23 protein-coding genes and 6 tRNA genes are annotated in these 22,443 nt (G+C 47.1%); 27 read left to right on the plus strand and 2 right to left on the minus strand.

Translation table 11 applies throughout. The annotated features are described in order from the left end of the window. Nucleotides 1–64: 64 nt before the first annotated feature. A complete protein-coding gene (locus AWV70_RS07855) occupies nucleotides 65–1,252 on the minus strand; it encodes an FtsW/RodA/SpoVE family cell cycle protein (protein ID WP_060205862.1) in 1,188 nt (395 codons plus the stop codon). Between the two features lie 208 nt (nucleotides 1,253–1,460). Here AWV70_RS07855 and AWV70_RS07860 point away from each other — a divergent pair, with 208 nt between their 5' ends. The 6 genes from AWV70_RS07860 (at nucleotide 1,461) to AWV70_RS07885 (ending at nucleotide 8,545) form a co-directional block, all read left to right on the plus strand. Beyond that, on the plus strand, nucleotides 1,461–2,525 hold the full coding sequence (locus tag AWV70_RS07860; RefSeq protein ID WP_060205864.1) for a D-alanine--D-alanine ligase: 1,065 nt from the start codon (nucleotides 1,461–1,463) through the stop codon (nucleotides 2,523–2,525). A gap of 12 nt (nucleotides 2,526–2,537) precedes the next feature. Beyond that, nucleotides 2,538–3,911, plus strand: a complete 1,374-nt coding sequence (locus AWV70_RS07865) for a UDP-N-acetylmuramoyl-tripeptide--D-alanyl-D-alanine ligase (protein ID WP_060205866.1) — start codon at nucleotides 2,538–2,540, stop codon at nucleotides 3,909–3,911. After that, nucleotides 3,908–4,612 (plus strand): alpha/beta hydrolase, encoded by a 705-nt coding sequence (locus AWV70_RS07870; protein ID WP_060205868.1) that lies wholly within the window; start codon nucleotides 3,908–3,910, stop codon nucleotides 4,610–4,612. Before AWV70_RS07865 ends, AWV70_RS07870 begins: the two co-directional genes overlap by 4 nt. Nucleotides 4,613–4,967: 355 nt before the next feature. Further along, on the plus strand, nucleotides 4,968–6,452 hold the full coding sequence (locus AWV70_RS07875) for a DEAD/DEAH box helicase (RefSeq protein WP_060205870.1): 1,485 nt from the start codon (nucleotides 4,968–4,970) through the stop codon (nucleotides 6,450–6,452). Nucleotides 6,453–6,564: 112 nt separating this feature from the next. After that, on the plus strand, nucleotides 6,565–7,044 hold the full coding sequence (locus AWV70_RS07880) for a PH domain-containing protein (protein WP_060205934.1): 480 nt from the start codon (nucleotides 6,565–6,567) through the stop codon (nucleotides 7,042–7,044). After that, complete coding sequence (locus AWV70_RS07885) at nucleotides 7,034–8,545, plus strand: PH domain-containing protein (RefSeq protein WP_060205872.1); 1,512 nt, start codon at nucleotides 7,034–7,036, stop codon at nucleotides 8,543–8,545. The genes AWV70_RS07880 and AWV70_RS07885 overlap by 11 nt, the downstream gene beginning before the upstream one ends. Nucleotides 8,546–8,724: 179 nt before the next feature. On the opposite strand, the gene AWV70_RS07890 is transcribed toward AWV70_RS07885, so the two are convergent. Then, nucleotides 8,725–9,327, minus strand: coding sequence for a rhomboid family intramembrane serine protease (locus AWV70_RS07890; protein ID WP_060205874.1), 603 nt, complete (start codon nucleotides 9,325–9,327; stop codon nucleotides 8,725–8,727). A 95-nt stretch (nucleotides 9,328–9,422) separates the two neighbouring features. On the opposite strand from AWV70_RS07890, the gene acpS reads away from it, so the two are divergent. The 21 genes from acpS to AWV70_RS07995 all read left to right on the plus strand — a co-directional run bounded on the left by acpS (nucleotide 9,423) and on the right by AWV70_RS07995 (nucleotide 22,278). After that, complete coding sequence (gene acpS, locus AWV70_RS07895; protein WP_060205876.1) at nucleotides 9,423–9,773, plus strand: holo-ACP synthase; 351 nt, start codon at nucleotides 9,423–9,425, stop codon at nucleotides 9,771–9,773. Between the two features lie 398 nt (nucleotides 9,774–10,171). Beyond that, nucleotides 10,172–11,173: a LolA family protein gene (locus AWV70_RS07900; RefSeq protein ID WP_060205878.1), complete on the plus strand. Its 1,002-nt coding sequence runs from the start codon at nucleotides 10,172–10,174 to the stop codon at nucleotides 11,171–11,173. Nucleotides 11,174–11,246: 73 nt separating this feature from the next. Beyond that, the gene (gene alr, locus AWV70_RS07905) at nucleotides 11,247–12,353 is read left to right on the plus strand and encodes an alanine racemase (protein ID WP_060205880.1); all 1,107 of its coding nucleotides are present in this window, start codon (nucleotides 11,247–11,249) and stop codon (nucleotides 12,351–12,353) included. 171 nt (nucleotides 12,354–12,524) lie between these two features. Then, nucleotides 12,525–12,791 carry a transcriptional regulator gene (locus tag AWV70_RS25185; protein ID WP_276525631.1) on the plus strand — a complete coding sequence of 89 codons (267 nt, stop codon included), beginning with the start codon at nucleotides 12,525–12,527 and terminating at the stop codon, nucleotides 12,789–12,791. A gap of 4 nt (nucleotides 12,792–12,795) precedes the next feature. Beyond that, the gene (locus tag AWV70_RS07915) at nucleotides 12,796–13,146 is read left to right on the plus strand and encodes a type II toxin-antitoxin system PemK/MazF family toxin (protein ID WP_060205884.1); all 351 of its coding nucleotides are present in this window, start codon (nucleotides 12,796–12,798) and stop codon (nucleotides 13,144–13,146) included. A 158-nt stretch (nucleotides 13,147–13,304) separates the two neighbouring features. Further along, nucleotides 13,305–14,135 (plus strand): RsbT co-antagonist protein RsbRA, encoded by an 831-nt coding sequence (locus AWV70_RS07920; protein ID WP_060205886.1) that lies wholly within the window; start codon nucleotides 13,305–13,307, stop codon nucleotides 14,133–14,135. Beyond that, nucleotides 14,132–14,494 (plus strand): STAS domain-containing protein, encoded by a 363-nt coding sequence (locus AWV70_RS07925; protein ID WP_060205888.1) that lies wholly within the window; start codon nucleotides 14,132–14,134, stop codon nucleotides 14,492–14,494. Before AWV70_RS07920 ends, AWV70_RS07925 begins: the two co-directional genes overlap by 4 nt. Nucleotides 14,495–14,496: 2 nt before the next feature. Further along, on the plus strand, nucleotides 14,497–14,898 hold the full coding sequence (locus AWV70_RS07930; RefSeq protein WP_060205890.1) for an anti-sigma regulatory factor: 402 nt from the start codon (nucleotides 14,497–14,499) through the stop codon (nucleotides 14,896–14,898). A gap of 14 nt (nucleotides 14,899–14,912) precedes the next feature. Further along, nucleotides 14,913–15,923 (plus strand): PP2C family protein-serine/threonine phosphatase, encoded by a 1,011-nt coding sequence (locus AWV70_RS07935; protein WP_060205892.1) that lies wholly within the window; start codon nucleotides 14,913–14,915, stop codon nucleotides 15,921–15,923. 72 nt (nucleotides 15,924–15,995) lie between these two features. After that, a complete protein-coding gene (locus AWV70_RS07940) occupies nucleotides 15,996–16,337 on the plus strand; it encodes an anti-sigma factor antagonist (RefSeq protein WP_060205894.1) in 342 nt (113 codons plus the stop codon). Next, entirely contained in the window at nucleotides 16,324–16,797 is a 474-nt protein-coding gene (rsbW, locus tag AWV70_RS07945) for an anti-sigma B factor RsbW (RefSeq protein ID WP_060205896.1), read from the plus strand. Before AWV70_RS07940 ends, rsbW begins: the two co-directional genes overlap by 14 nt. Continuing rightward, a complete protein-coding gene (sigB, locus tag AWV70_RS07950; protein WP_060205898.1) occupies nucleotides 16,772–17,557 on the plus strand; it encodes an RNA polymerase sigma factor SigB in 786 nt (261 codons plus the stop codon). Before rsbW ends, sigB begins: the two co-directional genes overlap by 26 nt. A 5-nt stretch (nucleotides 17,558–17,562) precedes the next feature. After that, the gene (locus AWV70_RS07955; protein WP_060205936.1) at nucleotides 17,563–18,153 is read left to right on the plus strand and encodes a PP2C family serine/threonine-protein phosphatase; all 591 of its coding nucleotides are present in this window, start codon (nucleotides 17,563–17,565) and stop codon (nucleotides 18,151–18,153) included. Between the two features lie 87 nt (nucleotides 18,154–18,240). Continuing rightward, complete coding sequence (locus tag AWV70_RS07960; protein ID WP_060205900.1) at nucleotides 18,241–20,400, plus strand: Tex family protein; 2,160 nt, start codon at nucleotides 18,241–18,243, stop codon at nucleotides 20,398–20,400. Nucleotides 20,401–20,421: 21 nt separating this feature from the next. Beyond that, on the plus strand, nucleotides 20,422–20,877 hold the full coding sequence (locus AWV70_RS07965) for a SprT family protein (RefSeq protein ID WP_060205938.1): 456 nt from the start codon (nucleotides 20,422–20,424) through the stop codon (nucleotides 20,875–20,877). A gap of 565 nt (nucleotides 20,878–21,442) precedes the next feature. Further along, nucleotides 21,443–21,517 (plus strand) — tRNA-Glu (locus AWV70_RS07970). A 102-nt stretch (nucleotides 21,518–21,619) separates the two neighbouring features. Next, nucleotides 21,620–21,694, plus strand: a tRNA-Gln gene (locus tag AWV70_RS07975). Nucleotides 21,695–21,870: 176 nt separating this feature from the next. Beyond that, nucleotides 21,871–21,946 (plus strand) — tRNA-Lys (locus AWV70_RS07980). 63 nt (nucleotides 21,947–22,009) lie between these two features. Further along, a tRNA-Leu gene (locus AWV70_RS07985) sits at nucleotides 22,010–22,096 on the plus strand. 21 nt (nucleotides 22,097–22,117) lie between these two features. Next, nucleotides 22,118–22,194 (plus strand) — tRNA-Arg (locus AWV70_RS07990). A gap of 10 nt (nucleotides 22,195–22,204) precedes the next feature. After that, nucleotides 22,205–22,278, plus strand: a tRNA-Gly gene (locus AWV70_RS07995). Nucleotides 22,279–22,443: the final 165 nt, after the last annotated feature.

Here is a 22,443-nt window from a genome sequence, read left to right on the forward strand (position 1 = left end):
ACCATATATTATTATAACGGAAAACGGCGGACTTGTACGGACATTTTTATAAGTCAATTATTAACTATTCATCATCCGATTCGAACATGTACGTCCGATGATGGAATTTCATACTGAAAATCAATCCGATGGCGAGCATATTGCTGAAGAGCGAGCTGCCCCCGTAGCTGATGAATGGCAGTGGGATTCCGGTAATCGGCAGTAATTGGATATTCATGCCGATGTTCTCGAAAACGTGAAAGGCGATCATTGCAATAACGCCTGTGCATACATATACACTAAACGGATCTTTCAGTTCCAATGCAACTTTTGTTAAATGAAAGATCAGGATGAAATAAAGGAAGATGACGATGCTTGTGCCGATGAAACCATACTCCTCGCCGATGACGCTGAAAATGAAATCGGTATGGTTTTCAGGTATATACACTTCCCGGCCGTGGAACCCTTTGCCGGACATTTCGCCCGAGCCGATTGCCGTCATCGCCTGGATCAGGTTATAGCCTTCATCGGACGGGTACGAGTAGGGGTCGAGCCATGAATAGACACGACGAAATTGATAGCGATCGAAACCAAGCACATTCTCCATAAAATCCTGTGCATAGAGCGCCATCCAAAGCAGACTTGCGCCGAGTGCCGCGCCGCTCGCAAAAAGAGGAGCGATGATCTTCCAGGAAATGCCCGACACAAGAATGACAGCAACCGTAATGGCGATGAATACTAAGGACGTGCCGAGGTCAGGCTGCTTGATGATGAAGAACAGCGGGATGATCAATGTGACGCCGATTTTTCCTAACAGAATGAGATCAGTCTTCATCGTTTTCTCCAAATGGACCTCTTGGTGTTTGCTGACGAGCCGCGCCATCCCTAAAATGAAAAATGTCTTAATGAATTCGGAAGGTTGGATCCTCCCAATCACCGGTAGGGTCAGCCATCTCTTGGCACCCATTCGGATTTCCGCAATCTGCCCTTGGCCACCTGGAGCAATCATCAGGAAAAACAAGAGGAGGATGCCGAATCCATAAAGGGGCCAGGCGAGTTTTCGATATTGCTCCGGCTCTAAGTAAATGGTGGCGGCAATGATGATTGAGCCGACGACAAACCACCGGACCTGAAGGAGAGCGAAGTTGACAGGACCGTATTGTTCCGCGGTCTGGGCAGAGAGAATAGCAAATATCCCAACGATTGCGAGCAAAGCTAATATGAAGGCAAGTGTCCAATCAAACCGATCGGACGGCTTCGTTTGGAGGTTCAACACATTCACCTTTTCTACTGAACTTTTACATGGTACCTAGAGTATAACGTAATAAGCGCGGGTTATCATGTCCTTCAAATGACGTTCCGCTATGAGGGAAGTTGCCCAAAAGCAAAAAGGTCCTTCCGGATCATGAGAAATTACGAACGGGCAGGTCGTTTCGTGGTAAACTAAAGGAACGAAATCTAACGGTTAGTGAGGGAGATTGATGAAAAAGAAATTGGGTTTAGTGTATGGCGGAAAATCCGCGGAGCACGAAGTATCCCTATCAACTGCCACGGCGGTAACAAATGCGATTGACTTCGGGAAATATGAAGTGATCCCTATCTATATAACGTATGAAGGCGAATGGAGGAAAGGGGAGCCGCTCGTTGCTCCCGTCGAATCGATCGAACAATTGAGGCTTGCGCAAGATGGGGGAAAGCCGGACAGCATCCATGATTTTCTGAACGGAAACGGAATGCCTGACATCATCCTGCCGCTGTTGCACGGGACGAACGGTGAAGACGGAACGGTCCAAGGCTTGTTCGAAGTGATGAACATCCCATATGCAGGAAATGGTGTGTTATCCTCTTCGGCAGGGATGGATAAAGTGATCATGAAGCAGCTCTTCTCCCATGTTGGGCTCAAGCAAGTCCCTTATGTCCATTTCATCCGCACGCAGTGGAAAAAGGATCAACAGCACTGGGTTGAGAAAATGGAAAAGGAATTGGTGTTCCCCGTGTTCGTCAAACCAGCGAATTTAGGATCAAGCGTCGGCATCAGCAAGGCGACGGATCATGACAGTCTCATCAGAGCAGTCGAATTCGCGCTGAAATTCGATCGGAAAATCATCGTCGAGCAAGGAGTCTCCGCACGGGAAGTTGAAGTCGGTGTCCTTGGCAATGACGATCCTGTTTGCTCTGTCCTCGGGGAAATAAAACCCGTGGCTGCATTTTATGATTACGAGGCGAAATACCAGGACGGCAATACGGAATTGCTCATCCCTGCGCCAGTGTCTGAGGAAGTGGAAACGACATTGAAGGAAATGGCGCTCCGTGCATTCAAAGTGCTCGACTGCGCCGGACTGGTCCGGGCGGACTTCTTTGTAACGGATCAGGATGAAGTGCTTATCAATGAAATCAATACGATGCCTGGCTTCACGCCTACAAGCATGTACCCTTTGTTATGGCAAAACACAGGCTTATCTTACCCGGAATTGATCGACAAGCTAATTGAACTTGCTTTTGAACGGCATGAGGAAAAGAAACAGATACAATACAAAATGGATTGAGCGTGATAGATTGTGAAACGTTTATTGACTGAACTGGCAGGATGGCTTCAGGCAGAAGGGCGACTAATGGATGATGTAGTTGTAACTGGGGTTTCGTTCGATACGCGCACGTTGAAAGAAGGCGATCTGTTCATCCCGTTCCGCGGCGAACTGGTGAACGGCCACCAATTCGTCCGGCAGGCGATGGAGAAAGGGGCGGCGGCATCCCTTTGGATGAAGGATGAACCGGACGCGCCCGAGGATATTCCCCTCATTTTCATCGATGACCCGGAACTCGCGATGCAGCAGCTAGCCCGCGCATATCGGAAACAGCTCGATTGCACATTCATTGGCATTACCGGCTCAAACGGCAAAACGTCAACGAAGGATTTGGTTGCAAGCGTCTTATCGCCGTATTTCAATGTGCGAAAGACGGAAGGGAATTTCAATAATGAATTGGGGTTGCCATGGACGATTCTTTCATTGGAAGAAAATACGGAAGTCGCCGTCCTGGAAATGGGAATGAGCGGTTTCGGTGAAATCTCTTTCTTATCGGATTTGGCGATGCCGCATTACGCCGTTATTACAAATATTGGCGAAGCACATATGCAGGATCTCGGCTCGCGTGAAGGGATTGCAAAGGCGAAATTCGAAATCATCGATGGGTTAAAGGAAAATGGTGCTCTCTTTTATGATGGCGACGAGCCCTTATTGCATACGCTTGTATCGGCTCGCCCTGAGCTGCGGGCGATCTCTTTTGGCTACGGAGAAAAAACGGGTCTCTCTCTCTCCTCTACGGAATCGGGCGATGATGGCAGCCGTTTTTCCGTCAAAGGAGTCATCGATGGGAGTTTTACAATCCCTGTTTTCGGCTCCCATCAAGTGAAAAATTCCCTAGCAGCGATTTTGATTGCGCACGAACTGGGTCTTAGCAATGATCAAATCGACGCGGCACTTCGTCAGTCAAAGCTTACAGACATGAGAATGCAGCCGGTCGTCGCTGACAATGGCGCTCTTTTCATAAATGACGCGTACAATGCAGCACCAACATCGATGCAGGCGGCGCTCTCTTTCCTGGGGGAAACGAAACTCCGGTCAGAAAAATGGGCCGTTTTGGGCGATATGCTGGAACTTGGTGAAAATGAACGGCATTACCATGAATCGATTGCCCGGCAGCTTGGCACTATAAGCGTAAAGGGAATCCTTTTATTTGGACCGCGAATGAAATGGCTTTACGAAGAGCTACAGAAAACTGGGAATGAAACAGAAGTCATCTGGTCGGAAGACGATTATGATACGCTGATTGCGTCGCTCCTTTCATCCATCGACGGGAATTCCATCATCTTGTTGAAAGGATCGAGAGGAATGGAGCTGGAAAGGATCATGGATGGTGTATTGCAAGCATGAAAACAGGTGTCTTGTTCCTCCATGGATTTACCGGAGGGATGTTTGAAGTCCGTCCTTTTATTCAATATGTGGAAGAAAAGACGGACTGGATCACTTCCGTGCCGATATTACCGGGGCATGACTTTCCGATCGATTTGAGTAAGGTTACTGCGGAAAATTGGATGATGGAGGCGGAGCTTGCCCTTAACCGATTGCGGAAAGAGTGCGACCGCATCCTGATCGTCGGTTTTTCCATGGGAGGCATCATTGCGCTTTATTTAGCTTTGCGCTACAAGATCGAAAAGCTTGTCCTGCTCAGTGCGGCGGCGAAGTATATTAGCCCGCGCATACTTCTTGCGGATGCGGCCGTTTTAGTGGCTGAATCTGTGACGAAGAGCTTTCCTCCGAATACGTTCTATCATTTGTACGATTATAAGTTGCGAAATACGCCGCTGCATGCCGCGAAGGAATTTTTGCGGGTCGTCAAAATGGTGAAACCCTATTATGGAAAGATCACGACACCCGTCTGCATCGTGCAAGGGAAAAAGGACGGCATCGTTCCGTTTTCGACCGCCGGGCATCTATTGCGTTCGCTCGGCTCCCAGCAGAAGCAGCTGATCGTATCGGAAAACGGAAAGCACCATATTTGCTACAGTGACGACCACCAAGTATGGTTTCCGAAAGTGTATGAATTCATGAAGAAAGACTTGAATGAATTCTGATTATTACTTTTAAAGCGGATTGATTGCGGATGACTGTCAAGCGTGATAAACTACTATGAGTATTGGATACATTTACACGAGACTCTTCCGGTGGCGAAGAGTACTTTTTTTTGAATAAAAAGGTTTAACGTCTCCCGGAACACCATCCCGGAGCGAAACCCGATCGGCAAAGACCAGCTTTCCTTTTCACTATTGCCTCTGAAATCCATGAAGTTCAACTCTGAACTTTTGCCCACTCCAGAGAATACAAAATATCGGAAACGTTCCCATAGAAGTACAAGGCTCGAATTTGCCGTGCTTTCATTTGCAAATGTAACCAATTGCTAAATGAAGAAATCAAAGGAGATTGAGAAGTTTGACGAAATTTTCAGAACTTAATATTAGCGAATCCACACAAAACGCTCTATTGCGTATGGGATTTGAAGAAGCGACACCGATCCAAGAAGGCACAATCACATTCGGTATGGAAGGCCGCGATGTAATTGGTCAGGCACAGACAGGTACGGGTAAGACTGCAGCATTCGGGATTCCGATCATTGAAAAAGTCGATGTGAACAATCCAGCGGTACAAGCTTTGGTCATTGCACCGACGCGTGAATTGGCGATCCAAGTGTCCGAAGAGATCTATAAAATCGGTTACGGGAAACGCGCACGTGTGTTGACTGTGTATGGCGGCCAAGAAATCGGTCGGCAAATTCGAGCATTGCGCAACAATCCACAAATTGTTGTTGGAACTCCGGGACGTATCCTTGACCATATCAACCGTAAGACATTGAAATTGAATAACGTGAATACGCTTGTTCTTGACGAAGCGGATGAAATGCTTAACATGGGCTTCATCGAAGATATCAACACGATTTTGGCAAGTGTTCCAGATACTCGCCAAACACTTCTTTTCTCGGCGACAATGCCTCCTGCAATCCGTAAAATTGCTGAGACATTCATGAAAGAGCCGGAAGTTGTTAAAATCAAGTCGAAAGAAATGACTGTCGAAAACATCGACCAATACTTCGTTAAAGCGCAGGAAAGAGAAAAGTTCGACGTTCTTTCACGTCTGTTGAACGTACACCAACCTGAACTTGCGATCGTCTTCGGTCGTACGAAGCGCCGTGTTGATGAGCTTGCACACGCATTGAGCATCCGTGGCTACTTGGCGGAAGGGATTCACGGCGACTTGACGCAAGCGAAACGGATGTCAGTCCTTCGCCAGTTCAAGGATAATAAAATCGACGTCCTTGTCGCTACAGATGTAGCAGCTCGTGGATTGGATATTTCAGGTGTAACGCATGTTTACAACTTCGATATTCCTCAAGATCCGGAAAGCTATGTACACCGTATCGGCCGTACAGGTCGTGCAGGTAAAAGTGGTATGGCGGTTACATTCGTCACGCCGCGCGAGATGGGTTACCTCCGTGTCGTTGAAGAAACGACGAAGAAGCGGATGACTCCACTTCAGCCGCCGACAGAAGACGAGGCTTTGATCGGCCAACAACGTCTGGCGATGGAGCAGCTAACCGAGATCATCGAGAAAAACGAATTGAACGATTATCAGCCGTTAGCGGCAGAGCTTCTTGAGAAATTCGAAGCGAAGGATATCGTTGCAGCTGCAATCAGATCGTTGACGAAAGAGCCAGACGATACACCAGTAAAAATTACGGAAGAGCGCCCATTGCCATCGCGCAAATCGCACTCCCGTGATCGTGGCGGCTACAAAGGCAGCCGTGGCGGCGGTCGTTCATACGGCGGCGGACGCGGTTATGGCGGAGGCGGCGGTTCACGTCGCGGAAACCGTGACGGCGGCGGACGCAGAGACCGTTCAAGAGGCAGATCGGAAAGATAATACACACCCCGGAGAGATGAACCATTATCCTCCGGGGTTTTTATTTTTGAAATGAAACATTTTTACTGTCGCTACGTATACAATGGAAGAATAGAAAGAGGTGTTTTTGGAAATGAGGGCTCAACCAGCAAATAGGATTTCAAAGAAAGGCTTGAAAGTATGGCGATTGTACGGATGGATCCAAACGATTATTCTTGCATTGGTAGCGATCGGCGGGGGTGTGCTCGTATACATATTCGATTGGCCAAGGTGGATCTATCCGCTTGAAGCTGTTGTACTCCTCCTGTTCGCCTACTTTATCATCATTTTATTTCCGAAAGTGAGATGGATGAGGTGGCGTTATGAAGTGAGGGAATCCGAAATCGAGTTGCAGCATGGACTTTTCATCGTGAAACGGACATTGATCCCGATGGTACGCGTCCAACACGTCGATACATCCCAAGGACCGATCTTGCGGAAATATGGATTGGCGGAAATCTCGATTTCAACAGCTGCCACGGTCCATACGATTCCCGCATTGATCATGGGGGAAGCGGATGAATTGCGCGGCAGGATATCCGTGCTTGCAAGGGTGGCGGAAGATGATGTCTGAACAGCAGCAACGATATAAACTGCATTGGATCACTGCGATTATTGAAATGCTCAAAACCTTGAAGGAGGCAATCCTTCCGCTTGTCGTCCTGATTTTTGCGAATGGATGGAAAGGTGGAGGGACAGGGCTCTGGTATGTAGATTATTTGTCCTTTATCATTTTTGGTGTATTGATCATCAGCTTATTCGTCAGCGGAATTATTAAATGGAAACGGTTCGAATATTGGTTCGAGGATGATGAGCTTCGGATTGAATCCGGTTTATTCGTGAAGAAGAAACGCTATATCCCATTCGACCGGATACAAAGCTTGGATTATACGGAAGGAATCTTCCACCGGCCATTCGGGCTTGTGAAAGTGAAAGTGGAAACAGCGGGCAGTTCCTCAGCGAAGCAAGCTGAAGGGGAGTTGACAGCTGTTACGAAGGAAGCCGCTAAGCGTGTTGAAATCGAGATGGCTGAAGCGAAGAAAAGGCAGAAGGAAATGCCTGTCGTCGCAGAGGGAGAAGCGACGAATCTTATTGCGGAAATCCCGGTTGAAGAGGAATCAGCACACCGAAAGATCTTTACGATGACGACAAAAGACCTGTTGGTACTCGCCACAACTTCGGGAGGCGTAGGAGTCATCCTGTCAGGTGCAGCAATCTTCCTTTCACAGTTCGGGGAACTACTTCCGTTCGAGTGGATGTTTGAGGAAATTTCAGCTTTCATCAGGTTCGGTGTGCTGATTGTGGCGATTGCTGTTTTCCTTGGTTTGCTCGGCGTATGGATACTTTCTGTAGGAATGACACTCCTGTCCCATTATAATTTCACAATTGAATTGGATAAGGAAGACATTGTCATCACGAGAGGTTTGCTCGAGAAGAAGAAAGTGACCGTTCCTTTGAAAAGGATCCAAAGTGTCGTAGTCGTCGAGAATCCGTTCAGAAAATTGTTCGGCTATGCCACAATTGCCATACATAGTGCGGGCGGAAGTGTTGGTCAAAGCTCCAAGATCAATTTATTCCCGATCGTGAAAAGGGGCAAGGTGGAGGCGTATTTGGAGGAAATCTTCCCTGATTTGCATGTGGAGGAGCCGACGAAAAAACTTACAGTAAAAGGCAGGCCGTTTTATTATCGTATCGACTTCGTGTGGATGCTACCGGTCATCGGCGCGCTCACGTACTTCTTTTTCCCGTACGGTCTGTTTTCACTCGCTATCATTCCTGTCATCATCGCGTATGGCATGTGGCAGCACCGCTCCGCTGCGTATGATATTGCGGGTAATCAACTGACGATGCGGTTCAGGACATTCAGCCTGCAGACGGCATATATGATGAAAAAGCGAATCCAATCTATGGAAATGAAGCAAAGCTATTTCCATAGACGAAAAGGGGTTGCGTCCGTCATTGCCAATATTAAATCCGGAATGGGTGTCTATCACGCAACTGTGCAGCATATGGATGTTGAAGAGGCGGAAAAGATTCTGCTGTGGTATGAGAAAAGCAAATCTGTTCGTGAATGAAAAAAGCCTGCGAGCGATTCGCAGGCTTTTCACTTTGTTTGTCGTCTAGACTCCGGGTGGCAAGAAGGCTGCCTTAATTTCTGTGAAAAACGCAGAAATACGGCAAACCGAACCCTTGCTGTTCGATTTGCTCGGGTCATAAGTCAGCTCTGCTCGCAACGCTACGCTTTTGCTTTTGTTTATCGCCAACTAATAATCCGTTTCGGATGGAAATAGCTCAACCCGATAATGAAGCCGACAATCAGCCCTGCGATATGGCCAATGGCATTGACGCCGGGTTGAAGGAACGTCATAATCACGCTAATGATGATGATCGGCAACATGATTTGGCGCAATTGTGGGAATGCATTTTTCGTATAATAGACGAGGGCGCCGAACGCGCCGAAAATACCGAAAATCGCTCCGCTCGCTCCGACATGTGCGAAATCTGGTCCGCCGAGGAAGAAGGAAGCGACGTTTGCGAATAGCCCTGCCAAAAGATAAATTGTCAGGAATCTTGCTTTGCCCGCCACACGTTCAAGTTCTGGACCGAAAATGAACAATGAAAACATATTGAATAGAAGGTGCATCAATCCGGCGTGCAGGAACATCGGTGTGATGAGACGCCACCATTCTCCAGCAGAAATGAAGTAATTATCGCCGATTCCTAAGTAATAGAGTTCCCGGCTTGCCCGGATCGGCAATCCCGTTACAATGAAAACGAGGATGTTAATTGCAAGCAGCGCGGTTACGAACGGATACAGACGGATGTATTGGGAAAAGCTCTCTCTTCGAATAAACAATTTTTTCACCTGACCTTTGGTTTTATTATACATAGTTTATGAACGGATAAGAAGCGCGAACTACCATAAAAACATGCATGAAAGGGATGGAATTCATGATAACAGGCATCGGATTGGATATCGTCGAATTGGATCGTGTAGCAAGGTTGGACGAAAGATCGGATAAGTTCAGATTACGTATTCTGACAAAAAAAGAGTTGGGGCTGTATGAATTGCTGCCTTCACATCGCAAAATTGAATTCCTCGCCGGACGGTTTGCGGCGAAGGAGGCATTCGCAAAAGCGAAGGGCACTGGAATCGGAAGAGACTGCCGGTTCAACCAGATTGAAATTCTCAGGGAACCATCAGGGAAGCCGGTATTGTATTTTGACGGCAAGGAAGTAACAGGCTTCGTGTCCATCACACATACCCGCACGGTTGCAGCTGCGCAGATCATTTTAACTTAATCCAGCAAACACCATCTGGATATGGGAACTCAGGCTAAAGTCGCCGCGTCTCGAAAGTGCCTTAATTTCTGCAAAGAACGCAGAAATACGGCAAATCGAACCCTTCGCTGTTCGATTGGCAACGCCTGAGTGACCAACATCACGTTGGCCCAAAGCCTCCGGCGGATGTCACGGATTTTTCAGGTGATTATAGGAAGGCAGTCTAAAACCGCGACGTCCTGTCGCGACGACTGCATGACCTACTTCCTGTAGGCCTCAAGCTCGATAGAAATCCGGACGCAATTCGTCAAGACGTAATTGATTTAGAAATAATCGATTCAAAGTAAACAAGCTAGCATAAATGACTGTCCACTCTCATAAGATGACCTACCCGATTGAAATGAGAAAGGATGAACTGTATGCGCAGCCGAATTTTTGTTTTATTGCTAGTTGCGATCATGACACTGCTAGCAGCTTGTGGATCACCGTCAAAAGAGGATGTCATGAAGAAGCTCAGTGGGAAGTGGAACGAGACGAAAGGGTACGAATTGCAAGCGACAATGGAAATCAAGACAGGTTCTGAACCGAGAGTGTACGACGTGACTGTGTGGCATACAAAACCTGATTTCTACAAAGTGAATGTTTCGCAAGCGGGCAGCCAAGATTCTCAGATGATCGTCAGAAATGATGAAGGCGTTTTTGTCATCACACCGTCACTCGGAAAAACGTATAAGTTCCAAAGTGATTGGCCGACGCAAAACAGCATGCCGTACTTGATCGGTACATTATCGGACGACATCAAGGCGGATAAGAATTCCACGATGCAAGAAAAGGATAAGACGTATATATTCGAAACGGCATCCCGGAATAACCATAAGAAAGTCCTTCCGACACAACAAATCCATATCGATAAGAAAACATTGCTGCCGAAGTACGTATCTGTCATGGATGAAAACAAGGAAGAGAAGATTCGTGTAACATTCAATAAAATCACACTGGGTGTTGAACATAAGGCATCCGATTATGCAGTGGATATGGAAAAGCAGCCGGAGAAAAAACCGCAATCTACTGAAGATGGCGAGACCGGCATGATGAAATTCTATCCGAACCTGGATTGGGATGGCACGCTTCTTGAAGAAGGATCGGTCATGACGGAAAACGGATTACGGTCATTCATGACTTTTGGCGATGGAGACAAGGAATTTGTAATCATTCAGGAACCTGCTGAAGTTCCTGATAATCAATTGGCGGTGTCCATTGAAGGGGATCCTGTCGACCTCGGTTTCGCTGTGGCGGCATTGACGGAGAATTCAATCCGTTGGGAGCAGGATGGCGTGTCTTTCTTCGTTGCATCTTCCACAATGACGCCTGATGAACTGATTGAAGTCGCTTCTTCCATGCATCCGGAAGATAGCAAATAAGATAGAATTGTTTGACGTGAAAAGCTTGTAGGATTGATAATAGAGACATCCAGAGAAAAACGAGGGGGTTCATATGGAAAATTATCGTCCTACAAAGGCACGCATCGATTTACATGCGATACAAGAGAATGTAAGAAATTTAAAGCAATATTTGCCTCGCCATACATCTATCATAGCCGTCGTGAAAGCGGATGGCTATGGGCATGGGGAGGTCGAAGTGGCACAGGCCGCAATCGTTGCGGGGGCTCGGATGGTGTCGGTTGCGACACCTGAAGAGGCTTTGCATTTACGCGATGGGGGCATTGCCGCCGACATCCTCGTAATGGGCCCGTCTCCGGTGAAATTTGCCGAAAAGGCTGCGGAACTTGGAATCCGCGTCACTGTCTCGGATGCCGAATGGCTTCGTCAGGCGGACGGGATTGTGAAAGAATCCAATCATCCGTTGAATGTCCATGTGAAAATCGACAGTGGCATGGGGCGCATCGGGCTTCGGGATGAAGACGCGCTTCAGGAAATCGTTGACGTAATTGAAGGGACGCCCAACATCCGTCTCGAAGGGGCATTCACTCATTTCGCCTGCGCGGATGAAGAGGATCCCAGTAAAACGGAGGAGCAGTTCAATCGGTTCATAGATTTGGTGGATAAATTCCCGCAAAAGCCGCCGCTCGTTCATGCTTCGAATAGTGCGGCGACTTTGCTTTATCCGGAATATGCACTCGACGCCGTCCGATTTGGCATTAGTCTTTACGGTATCGCCCCTTCTCCATTTGTTGCGACGAATTTACCGTTTGGACTGAAGACAGCTTTCACGCTTGAAACAGAATTGGCGTATGTGAAAAAGCTCGAAAAGGGCAATGCGATCAGCTATGGGGGAACATACGAAACTGAGCAGGATGAATGGATCGGCACGTTGCCGGTCGGTTATGCAGACGGCTTGAAACGAGGGCTTCGCGGCCAGGAAGTGTTGATAGGCGGTGAACGGATGCCAATCGTCGGTACAATTTGCATGGACCAATGCATGGTGAAACTGCCGCGTGACATTGCTGTAGGGGAAAAAGTGATATTGATTGGCAGGCAAGGGGACGAAGAAATCACGATGGAAGAATGGGCGGACCGGCTCGGGACAATCCCGTACGAAATTGCGGTTACAATTGGAAAACGTGTTCCGAGAATATATTGAACCTCACATGGATAAGATGTATGCAGTTCCAACTTTCGACAAATGACCACTTTATTTGAAGATTCTTGTCAATAAAAATCCTTCTTTGTCTTCTCATTGTCGAAGTTCAATGGTAAGATAGACGTTGAATAGAATCGATCGAGGGAACGGGGTCTGTCGGAGGTGCTAGAATTGCGAGAGAAAAACATAAAAATCGTAAAAGTATCCAAAGGGAATGAAATTGAACATACGGCCGTCCATCAGGAGCCGGAGCGCGGAGAATTCGTTTATGTTTCAACGAAGCGGTACATGACAGATCATGAAGCGGATACGATCCGTGAAGCGATGATGATCGGCTACGTTGAAATGTCGCAAATCAACTTACGAATCGCAAAGGAATGCTTGCATGCGGAACTCGAAGCCCAGCATACGGTGGAACGTCTCGTAAGCGGAGGATGAAAAGTTGGCAATAAAACGTGGGGACGTCTTTTTTGCAGACCTGTCACCCGTCGTTGGTTCCGAACAGGGAGGAACGAGACCGGTGCTGGTCATCCAGAATGACATAGGCAACCGGTTCAGCCCGACAGTGATCGTTGCAGCAATCACTGCACAAATCCAGAAGGCTAAATTGCCGACACATGTCGAAATTGATGCGGAACGGTATGGGTTCGAGCGGGACTCCGTGATCCTGCTCGAACAAGTCCGCACGATCGACAAGTCGAGGCTGACGGATAAGATCACCCATTTGGATGAACCATTGATGGAAAAGGTGGACGAAGCACTTGAAATCAGCTTCGGGTTAGTTAAATTTTGAATACATATGTAAAAGCACTGCGGACCTCGACTTCCGGAGTGTTTTTTTGTTTTGCAGGGGATATTATATGGAGCAGCTGTAAATAGATGTCCAAGACAACTTTTTTCTGTACAATGGAACTATGGGATTTTCAATTTGGCGAGGAGGCATTTGAACGAATGAATAAAATTATGGTAGAAGGCATCAATAAGAACATGGACGAAATCATCGAGCGTTGGATAACAAGGATGAAGGAAGAAAAGGGAGAACGTTTTTTCCACTTCATGCCTGACCATCTTGTCGAGAAAACGAGCAGGGAATTCGCAGTGCTCATGACTTCTAACATTAACGAATCATCTGCTGCAAATACCGAACGAATCAGCGACTTCACAGAAAAAGTTGTCCGCTTCGGCTGGGCGATTAAATTCGTGAATAAGGCGATCGACAATTTTTCGGATGTCGTCTACGAATTTCTTGAGGAGAAAGAGATCATCAATGAAAGCAATTTACGGACTTTCAATCTTATCTTCAGAAATTGGATCAACCCTTTGAGGGAAAGCATTATCGACGCCTATTCAACTGAGTGGGAAAGGACTGTCAGCTTGCAGAAGATTGCTCTGCAAGAATTGTCGGCGTCTTTGATTCCGGTATTTGAAAAAATTTCAGTCATGCCTCTCGTTGGAACGATCGACACCGAACGCGCGAAGTTGATCATGGAGAACCTTTTGGAGGGCGTAGTGAGTCAGCGGGCTGAAGTAGTACTGCTCGATATTACGGGAGTCCCTGTCGTGGATACAATGGTTGCGCACCATATTATACAGGCGGCGGAAGCGGTGCGTCTTGTCGGCGCGAAATGCATGCTGGTCGGCATCCGTCCTGAAATTGCACAGACGATTGTCGCTCTTGGAATCGATCTACATGAATTCACGACGAAAAGCACGTTGCAAAGGGGAATGCAGGCTGCTTTAGGAATGACGAATCGAGCAATTGTGGAGGTGGAAGCCAATTGAATGCACGCATACCAATTTTGAAATTGAACGAAGTCCTCATCGTCTCCATCCAATGGGAACTGGATGACCAGACGGCCATTCAATTTCAAGAAGATCTGTTGAATAAAATGCATGAGACTGCGGCTCTCGGAGTTGTAATCGACTTGACACCGATTGATTTCATTGATTCCTTCATCGCAAAAGTATTGGGGGATGTGATCAATATGACAGGATTGATGGGCGCGAAAGTTGTAATTACCGGCATTCAACCAGCAGTCGCTATTACATTGATTGAGCTTGGGATTCGCTTGAATAATGTAATGACGGCATTAGACTTGGAAAACGGTTTGGATAAACTTTATAAAGAATTGGAGGCCTGACAATGAATTTTAGGTCTTCTGTAGAGATAATCACGGAATGGGATATCGTTGCTGCAAGGCAATTAGGGCGTAACGAAGCAAAGAAGGCCGGTTTCGGAACCGTCGACCAGGCTCGGATCACAACCGCAATCAGCGAATTGGCGAGGAATATTTATCTGTATGCCGGAAAAGGGAAAATCGAGATAGAAAGAGTGTCAGAGGGTGGAGCATTTGGCATCAAAATCATTGCATCCGATGAAGGCCCCGGTATCCCTGATCTACGCAAAGTGATGGAAGACGGCTTTTCGACTTCTGGCGGTCTCGGCGCGGGCATGCCTGGAGTGAAGCGACTTATGGACGAATTCAAAGTCTCTTCTGAACCAGGGGTCGGAACAATCATTACGACAAAAAAATGGCTTCATTGAGGAGGTGGTAGTGGATGCCACAAGAAGTCGGCAGGCAGTATAAGGAAATCATGAAAAAATATTTAGAGAGCCATAGTGAAGAGGATCTCTATGTTGGACAGCAGTTCAGCAGACGTTTCATTGAAAAAGAGATTGCACCTGAAGATGTCATCAGCATACACAAAACTGCATTATTCGAACTTCACCCCGAATTGCGGAACGAAGTGTGGGATTCGCTGGACTTCTTGATCGAAATGATGATTCATTATGGTCTTACATTGCGTGAGCATCAAAGTCTCATTCAAAAACAGGAAGCGATCCAGATGGAAATGAATGTCGCCACGAAAGTGCAGGACACGCTTCTGAAGACGAAGATGCCAAGCGTTAACGGTCTGGATGTCGGCTATATATCTCAGCCCGCAAAACAGATGAATGGAGATTATGTCTATTTCCTTAATCACAAGCATGAATCGGGCGTTGCTGTGGCAGACGTGATCGGCAAAGGGATTCCTGCGGCATTATGTATGTCCATGATCAAATTCGGCATGGACGGTTTGTCTGACGAGAATACGAGCCCTCGTAATGTGCTCGGCATCATTAACCGGATCGTCGAGAAAGGTGTCGACGACTCGATGTTCATTTCCATGTTTTACGGCAAGTACAATTCCGAAGATACGACATTCTCCTACGCGTCCGCAGGTCACGAGCCTGCATTGCATTTCGATAGCAGAAAAGACGTGTTTACGGAATTGGATGCAAAAGGGCTGCTTCTCGGCGTCAAACCGGATGCTGAATATGAGGAGCGTTCGGTTGTGCTGCACGACGGAGACTTCATTGCAATGATGACGGATGGCGTCACTGAAACAAGGACCGAAGAAGGGTTCATTGATATGCATACGATCCAGAATCTTCTTCATGACGTGAAAGACAAAACCGCTCAACAAATCGCGGAATATGTCTACAATCATCTTGCCAGTCTTCAAAACTATCGATTAAGCGACGACTTTACGATTGTTATTTTCAAAAAAGAGCCGGAACAGGTTTAGCTTTTTGAGTGGCGGGTATGAAAGGATGTAGTGTACTATCCAATACAAATATCGAGAGTCGGGGTGCAGGAAATGAATTTACAAGTCGAGTTGCTAGAACAAAATAGTGTTCAATATTTTAAGGTTGTCGGGGAAATAGATGCATTTACGGCGCCTGTCCTACGGGAGCGTCTGGCGGCCGTGGAAAATGTCGATGGCTTGAAGGCTGAACTGGATCTATCCGAAGTGGACTATATGGATAGTACAGGCCTCGGTGTTTTCGTTGGTTTCTACAAGGCTGTTTCCGCTAACGGCGGCCATGTGAAGATAACGGGATTGAACAAACGATTGAACCGCCTGTTTGAAATTACCGGTCTGAATGAAATTATCGATATTGAACAGAAGGAAAGTGAGGACCATAATGCAACATTATGATTATATAGAAATCAAAATACCCGCAAAGGCCCAATACGTTGGTGTTGCAAGATTGATGATTTCAGGGATCGCAAGCCGGCTCGGGTTTACATACGATGACATCGAGGACTTGAAAATCGCGTCAAGTGAAGCGATCACGAACGCCGTCCAGCATGCTTACGGCGAGGACGAAGATGGAGAAGTCGTCGTCGGGTGCGCCTTGTACGAAGAGCGGTTGGAAATCATGATTGCGGATCACGGAGCGAGCTTCGACTTTGAAGAGACTAAAAAGCATATTGGACCATATAGCGACGCATCAGACGCTCGTTTCCTCCGTGAAGGGGGACTTGGGCTTTACTTGATGGAGACGCTCATGGATGAAGTGAAATTTCATCATGAGGAGGGCGTGACGGTCTTTATGACCAAATATCTCGGCAGAGAGCGGGGCGAAGAAGATGTCAAACGAACAGCCAACTCATAAGCCGGATACGAAAGAGCAAGTGCTGGAATGGATCAGGCAATACCAAGAGACGAATGATGATGAAGCGCAGACGAATCTCGTCCTTCATTATGAACGGCTCGTCCATTCCATCGCTCGCAAATATTCAAACGGAAAACCGTACCATGAAGATATCGTCCAAGTCGGCATGTTAGGCCTGCTCGGGGCGATCCGCCGGTATGATCCTGAACTGGGACGCAGCTTCGAAGCCTTTGCTGTACCGACAATCGTCGGGGAAATCAAACGCTTCTTGCGCGATAAGACGTGGGCAGTCCACGTACCTAGGCGCATTAAAGAGCTCGGTCCGAAAATCAAAGCTGCGGTCGAAGCGTTGACGATTGAAATGCAACGTTCGCCGCTCGTTAGTGAAATAGCGGAATACTTGGATACCGACGAAGAATTGGTCCTTGAAGCGATGGAAATGGGGAGGAGTTATCAAGCCCTTTCAATGGACCATACGCTGGAAGCCGATTCGGAAGGCGGCACAGTCACCTTGTTCGATATAATTGGGGAATCGGATGACGGGTTTGAGAGGACGGACCATCGACTCGTCGTGGCCAATGCGCTCAATGTGTTGTCGGAACGCGAAAAGCAGATCATCCAATATACATATATCGAGCAGCTGAGCCAAAAAGAGGCGGGGGAACGTCTCGGTATTTCGCAAATGCATGTCTCTAGGTTGCAACGGAAAGCGATCAAAAAACTTCAAGAGGCCATAGTGGCGGCTGGTGGTGCATCGTAGTGGAGATGTTTATAAATGATCATGTAGAGGCGTATGTCTATAATGCAGCGAAGCATGGCAATATGGAATCGGGGGATACGTATTATGTCCATTCCGAAGAGGATTACTTCATCTGTGCAATTGCCGACGGATTAGGAAACGGCGTAGTTGCAAGGCAATCCGCAGAAGTCATTCCGCAAGTCCTTGAGCGCTATCACCATGAGTCGCTCGATGAACTGCTGAGCCGCTGCAATGAATACATGGTGCAGAAACGCGGTGCGGCCGTTGCGATCGTACGTGTCAACTATAAGGAAGGCACGATTGAATACAGCTGTGTCGGTAATGTCAGGCTGTATATTCTGCATGGCTGTGACAAGATGATCTATCCATTGCCTGTCATGGGATATTTATCGGGAAGGCCACAAAAAATGAATACCCAAACATACAAATATGACGTTGGAGATCTGTTTTTCCTTCATTCGGATGGAGTGACGCTGAACAGTCCGAAAGCAAGCATGAAGCAGAGCTCCAATGCCTATGACTTGTACAACATCGTAAAAGAATCGACGCAATCCGGCGATGATGCCACATTTATCGCCGGCAGCCTGCTTCAGTAAAAGGAAGCGGGTTTTTTCATTTGCAGGAATGGAGTAAGTATAGAGGTAAATGGTAAACTTATAAGAAGAAAGAAAGGGTGGGAATGAATGACGAACAAACTAATAGAAGCAATCGCAAAAAGAGCTTCAATCGGTACGAAGCAGACTGCAAATGTCATATCTCTGCTTGACGAAGGCAATACGGTCCCGTTCATCGCGCGCTACCGGAAAGAAGCGACCGGCTCCCTCGACGAAGTGGAGATCAAGGCGATCGAGGATGCGTACCATTATGAAAAAGGGTTGGAACAACGGAAAGAGGAAGTCGTTCGGCTGATTGAAGAGCAAGGGAAATTGACCGATGAGCTGAAGAAGGACATCGAATCTGCAACAGTTTTGCAACGAGTGGAAGACCTGTACAGGCCATACAAACAGAAAAGGCGCACGCGAGCGATGATTGCGATTGAAAGCGGACTAGAACCACTGGCGGACAAGTTGATGGCATTCGGTCGAGAAAATCCGGAAGACCTTGCCGCAGCTTTCGTGAATGAAGAGAAAAACGTAGCATCCGTCGAAGAAGCGCTTGCTGGAGCCCGCGATATTATCGCGGAGCGAATTGCGGATGATGCTGCGCTTCGGGAAAGTGTGCGGAAACTAGCATGGTCTGACGGCCAAATGGCTGCAGCACTCCGTAAAGGAGCAGATGATGAACGTGGCGTGTATGAAATGTACTACGAATATGAGGAACCATTGAAAAAGATTGTCCCTCACCGTGTGCTCGCGTTGAACAGGGGAGAAAAAGAAGAGGCTCTTCGTGTAGGCGTGACGTTCCCGACGGAGCGGATCGTTGGCGTCCTTGAACGCGAATTGATCAAAAAGCAGCAATCTCCGTCCGCTCTGCAAGTTAAAGAGGCTACGGAGGATGCATTTAAACGGCTGATCGCCCCATCTGTCGAGCGGGAGATCAGGGCAGCATTGACAGAGAAGGCCGAAGCCCAAGCAATCCATGTATTTTCGGAAAACTTGAAGAGTCTCCTTTTACAGCCGCCGTTAAAAGGCAGGATGGTGCTCGGCGTCGATCCGGCTTTTAGGACGGGTTGTAAGTTGGCGGTCATCGATGAAACAGGGAAAATGCTTGAAGTGTCGGTCATTTATCCTCATCCTCCGAAAGCGAATAAGGAAGCTTCGAAAAAAACGATTCTTTCAACGCTTGCCAAATACAATATCCCGATCATTGCAATCGGCAACGGAACGGCATCGAGGGAAACGGAAAAATTCATCGCAGACTGCATCAAGGAATCGATAGAGCCGGTTTCGTACGTCATCGTCAATGAGGCGGGAGCCAGCGTCTACTCAGCATCAGCCCAGGCGCGTGAAGAATTCCCTGAGCTTCAAGTTGAGCAGCGGAGTGCCGTTTCTATTGCACGAAGATTGCAGGATCCTTTATCCGAACTTGTGAAAATTGATCCTGAATCGATTGGCGTAGGACAATATCAGCATGACGTCGCGCGGAAAAAATTGTCCGAGTCATTATCATTCGTCGTCGAAACCGCAGTGAACCGGGTAGGCGTAAATGTGAATACGGCTTCCTCCTCATTGTTGCAATACGTGGCGGGCCTTTCGAAGACCGTTGCGGAAAACATCGTCAAGGCACGTGAAGAGGAAGGGCTGTTCCAAAAACGGACGCAACTGAAAAAAGTTCCTCGTCTCGGTGCGAAGACATATGAACAAGCAATTGGCTTTCTCCGCATACCGGAAGCGAAAGACCGATTCGACTCGACCGGACTTCACCCCGAAAGTTACACTGTCGCGGAACAAGTGCTTGCGGAAGCTGGAGTGGACAAAAGTTTGTTAGGGAAGGAAGAGGCAGTTAAGGCTCTTTCTGAATTGGATGTTCGGACGCTTGCGGAAAAACTGGATATTGGTGAAGTGACATTGCGCGATATTATCGACACGTTGAAGCGCCCGAACCGTGATCCGCGTGACGACTACCCGCAACCTTTATTGAAAGCAGATGTACTTGACATTAAAGACTTATATGAAGGAATCGAAATGCAAGGGACCGTCAGGAATGTCGTCGACTTCGGTGCATTCGTCGATATCGGTGTATCGGAAGACGGGCTCGTTCATATTTCGAAACTAAAAAAAGGCTTCGTCAAGCATCCGCTCGATGTCGTCGCTTCGGGTGATATTGTGACGGTCTGGGTGGAAAGCGTAGATAAAAACAAAGGCAGAATCTCGTTGACGATGATTCCACCAAAAGGGAACTGAGCAGCTAACGTGAAAACCGGGATGGAACAACATGACCTACAGCGACTCATCCAACAACTATCTATAGAAGCTTTCGGAAAACCTTTTCGTCACGAAGCTCGTTTCAACGCCCGCCTCCGAACAACAGGCGGGCGTTATAAACTGCTCGATGGTTCCATCGAAATCAATCCGACCGTCTTGGAGCTCTACGATAGAGAAGAGCTTATCGGCATCATCAAGCACGAGCTATGCCATTACCATCTCCATCAAGAAGGAAAAGGGTATCGCCATGGCGACGCGGACTTTAAAAGGCTATTGCGGGAAACCGGCTCGCCGAGATATTGCAAACCGCTTGGAAAAGTGAACGACAAGCCTCGCAAGATCTATCTATATGAATGCAAATCCTGCCGTCTTGAATACAAGCGTAGAAAAAGAATGGACGTAAGGAAATATCGCTGCGGCAAATGCACAGGTGAAATCGCACTCGTTCAAAATTAAAAGTTGCTGTCGGTGAGAATGCCGACAGTAACTTTTTGTATTTGCGATATTGCTAACGCGTATAAATTGGAAGAACGACGCATAAATACTTTTTAACTGCGCATAAAACTAGTGAATGACGCATAAGGTTACTTACTCGCGCATAAAGCTGGTGAATTACGTATAAAACAGTTTACAGACGGATAATGTTCAGTGGGGTTCTTTATGTATGTAAAAAACTTTTGTGCGTGATTACATGAGATTATGCGTTTTTCTACAGATTTATGCTTCTTTCGGAAATCTTATGTGCTTATTTATGAATTTATGCGTTTTTGCTATCCAATCAAGACGATTCCCACTAAGGCGAAGAGGATGTCGTCTCGGGAAGAGCATCAATACGATTGAAATAGAGCATTAACGTCTATTGCGGAGTGAAGAAAACATAGTAGGCAAGCGCTTTTTCTCGATTACGAAAAAAAATTCACTAAAACTGTTGACGAATGAATGAGGAGTGTCTATAATAGGAAAAGTCGATTAGGGAATGACATTAAAACGAATTGAACTTCCTACTCGGAACAATTTAAACGGCCCCTTGGTCAAGCGGTTAAGACACCGCCCTTTCACGGCGGTAACACGGGTTCGAATCCCGTAGGGGTCACCAACTTTTTATGTATAACTTCCATGTTTATGTTCATAGTAAAGAGGGTAAACGAAATAAGTACCTCGATTTACGAAGAGAGGACATGGAGATTAATTAAATCGTTGGGGTATAGCCAAGCGGTAAGGCAACGGACTTTGACTCCGTCATTCGTTGGTTCGAATCCAGCTACCCCAGCCAAACTTTTTAAGCGCTTCGCGATTAAAAAGTTTTGCGAGGAATCCCGAAAGGGATTAGGAGCAAACAGGTTTTAATAACCAAAGCAATCCGGGTTAAAACGGTTTTAATCCAAATACAATCCAACGTCTCATAATAAAGGATCTCATTCCTTAACAACAAGACATTACATCAAGCACGAGCCATTAGCTCAGTTGGTAGAGCATCTGACTTTTAATCAGAGGGTCGCAGGTTCGAATCCTGCATGGCTCACCATTTTTTTAAAAAACTATTGACATCTCGACTGAGAGTTGTATAATAAAGTGTGTCGCAAATAATGCGGTAGTGGCGGAATGGCAGACGCGCTAGGTTGAGGGCCTAGTGGGGGTTAACCCCGTGGAGGTTCAAGTCCTCTTTACCGCACCATATTCCATATAAAAAAACCGAGCGCCCGTAGCTCAATTGGATAGAGCGTCTGACTACGGATCAGAAGGTTATGGGTTCGACTCCTGTCGGGCGCGCCAAATTTCATACGCGGGTGTAGTTTAGTGGTAAAACCTCAGCCTTCCAAGCTGATGATGAGGGTTCGATTCCCTTCACCCGCTCCAATTATTCTTTTAAAATAGTGCTTGACACTCCTAAGAGAGAATGTTACACTAGAAAAGTTGCTGCGAGAAGTGCGGCGCAATGAACCTTGAAAACTGAACAGCAAAACGTCAACAAATAAAGTTCTGGAGCCGACCTCGTCGGTGAAAAGAACAAACGAATCTTCG

The sequence above is a fragment of the Sporosarcina koreensis genome, from assembly GCF_001531445.1.
Lineage (GTDB): Bacteria > Bacillota > Bacilli > Bacillales_A > Planococcaceae > Sporosarcina > Sporosarcina koreensis_C.

What these genes read in the sequence shown, in the direction of transcription:
- AWV70_RS07860 (WP_060205864.1), top strand. Translation starts at nt 1,461, where the DNA reads ATGAAAAAGAAATTGGGTTTAGTGTATGGCGGAAAATCCGCGGAGCAC.
- AWV70_RS07870 (WP_060205868.1), top strand. Translation starts at nt 3,908, where the DNA reads ATGAAAACAGGTGTCTTGTTCCTCCATGGATTTACCGGAGGGATGTTT.
- AWV70_RS07880 (WP_060205934.1), top strand. Translation starts at nt 6,565, where the DNA reads ATGAGGGCTCAACCAGCAAATAGGATTTCAAAGAAAGGCTTGAAAGTA.
- AWV70_RS07885 (WP_060205872.1), top strand. Translation starts at nt 7,034, where the DNA reads ATGATGTCTGAACAGCAGCAACGATATAAACTGCATTGGATCACTGCG.
- acpS (WP_060205876.1), top strand. Translation starts at nt 9,423, where the DNA reads ATGATAACAGGCATCGGATTGGATATCGTCGAATTGGATCGTGTAGCA.
- AWV70_RS07900 (WP_060205878.1), top strand. Translation starts at nt 10,172, where the DNA reads ATGCGCAGCCGAATTTTTGTTTTATTGCTAGTTGCGATCATGACACTG.
- alr (WP_060205880.1), top strand. Translation starts at nt 11,247, where the DNA reads ATGGAAAATTATCGTCCTACAAAGGCACGCATCGATTTACATGCGATA.
- AWV70_RS07920 (WP_060205886.1), top strand. Translation starts at nt 13,305, where the DNA reads ATGAATAAAATTATGGTAGAAGGCATCAATAAGAACATGGACGAAATC.
- AWV70_RS07930 (WP_060205890.1), top strand. Translation starts at nt 14,497, where the DNA reads ATGAATTTTAGGTCTTCTGTAGAGATAATCACGGAATGGGATATCGTT.
- AWV70_RS07935 (WP_060205892.1), top strand. Translation starts at nt 14,913, where the DNA reads ATGCCACAAGAAGTCGGCAGGCAGTATAAGGAAATCATGAAAAAATAT.
- AWV70_RS07940 (WP_060205894.1), top strand. Translation starts at nt 15,996, where the DNA reads ATGAATTTACAAGTCGAGTTGCTAGAACAAAATAGTGTTCAATATTTT.
- rsbW (WP_060205896.1), top strand. Translation starts at nt 16,324, where the DNA reads ATGCAACATTATGATTATATAGAAATCAAAATACCCGCAAAGGCCCAA.
- sigB (WP_060205898.1), top strand. Translation starts at nt 16,772, where the DNA reads ATGTCAAACGAACAGCCAACTCATAAGCCGGATACGAAAGAGCAAGTG.
- AWV70_RS07955 (WP_060205936.1), top strand. Translation starts at nt 17,563, where the DNA reads ATGTTTATAAATGATCATGTAGAGGCGTATGTCTATAATGCAGCGAAG.
- AWV70_RS07960 (WP_060205900.1), top strand. Translation starts at nt 18,241, where the DNA reads ATGACGAACAAACTAATAGAAGCAATCGCAAAAAGAGCTTCAATCGGT.
- AWV70_RS07965 (WP_060205938.1), top strand. Translation starts at nt 20,422, where the DNA reads ATGGAACAACATGACCTACAGCGACTCATCCAACAACTATCTATAGAA.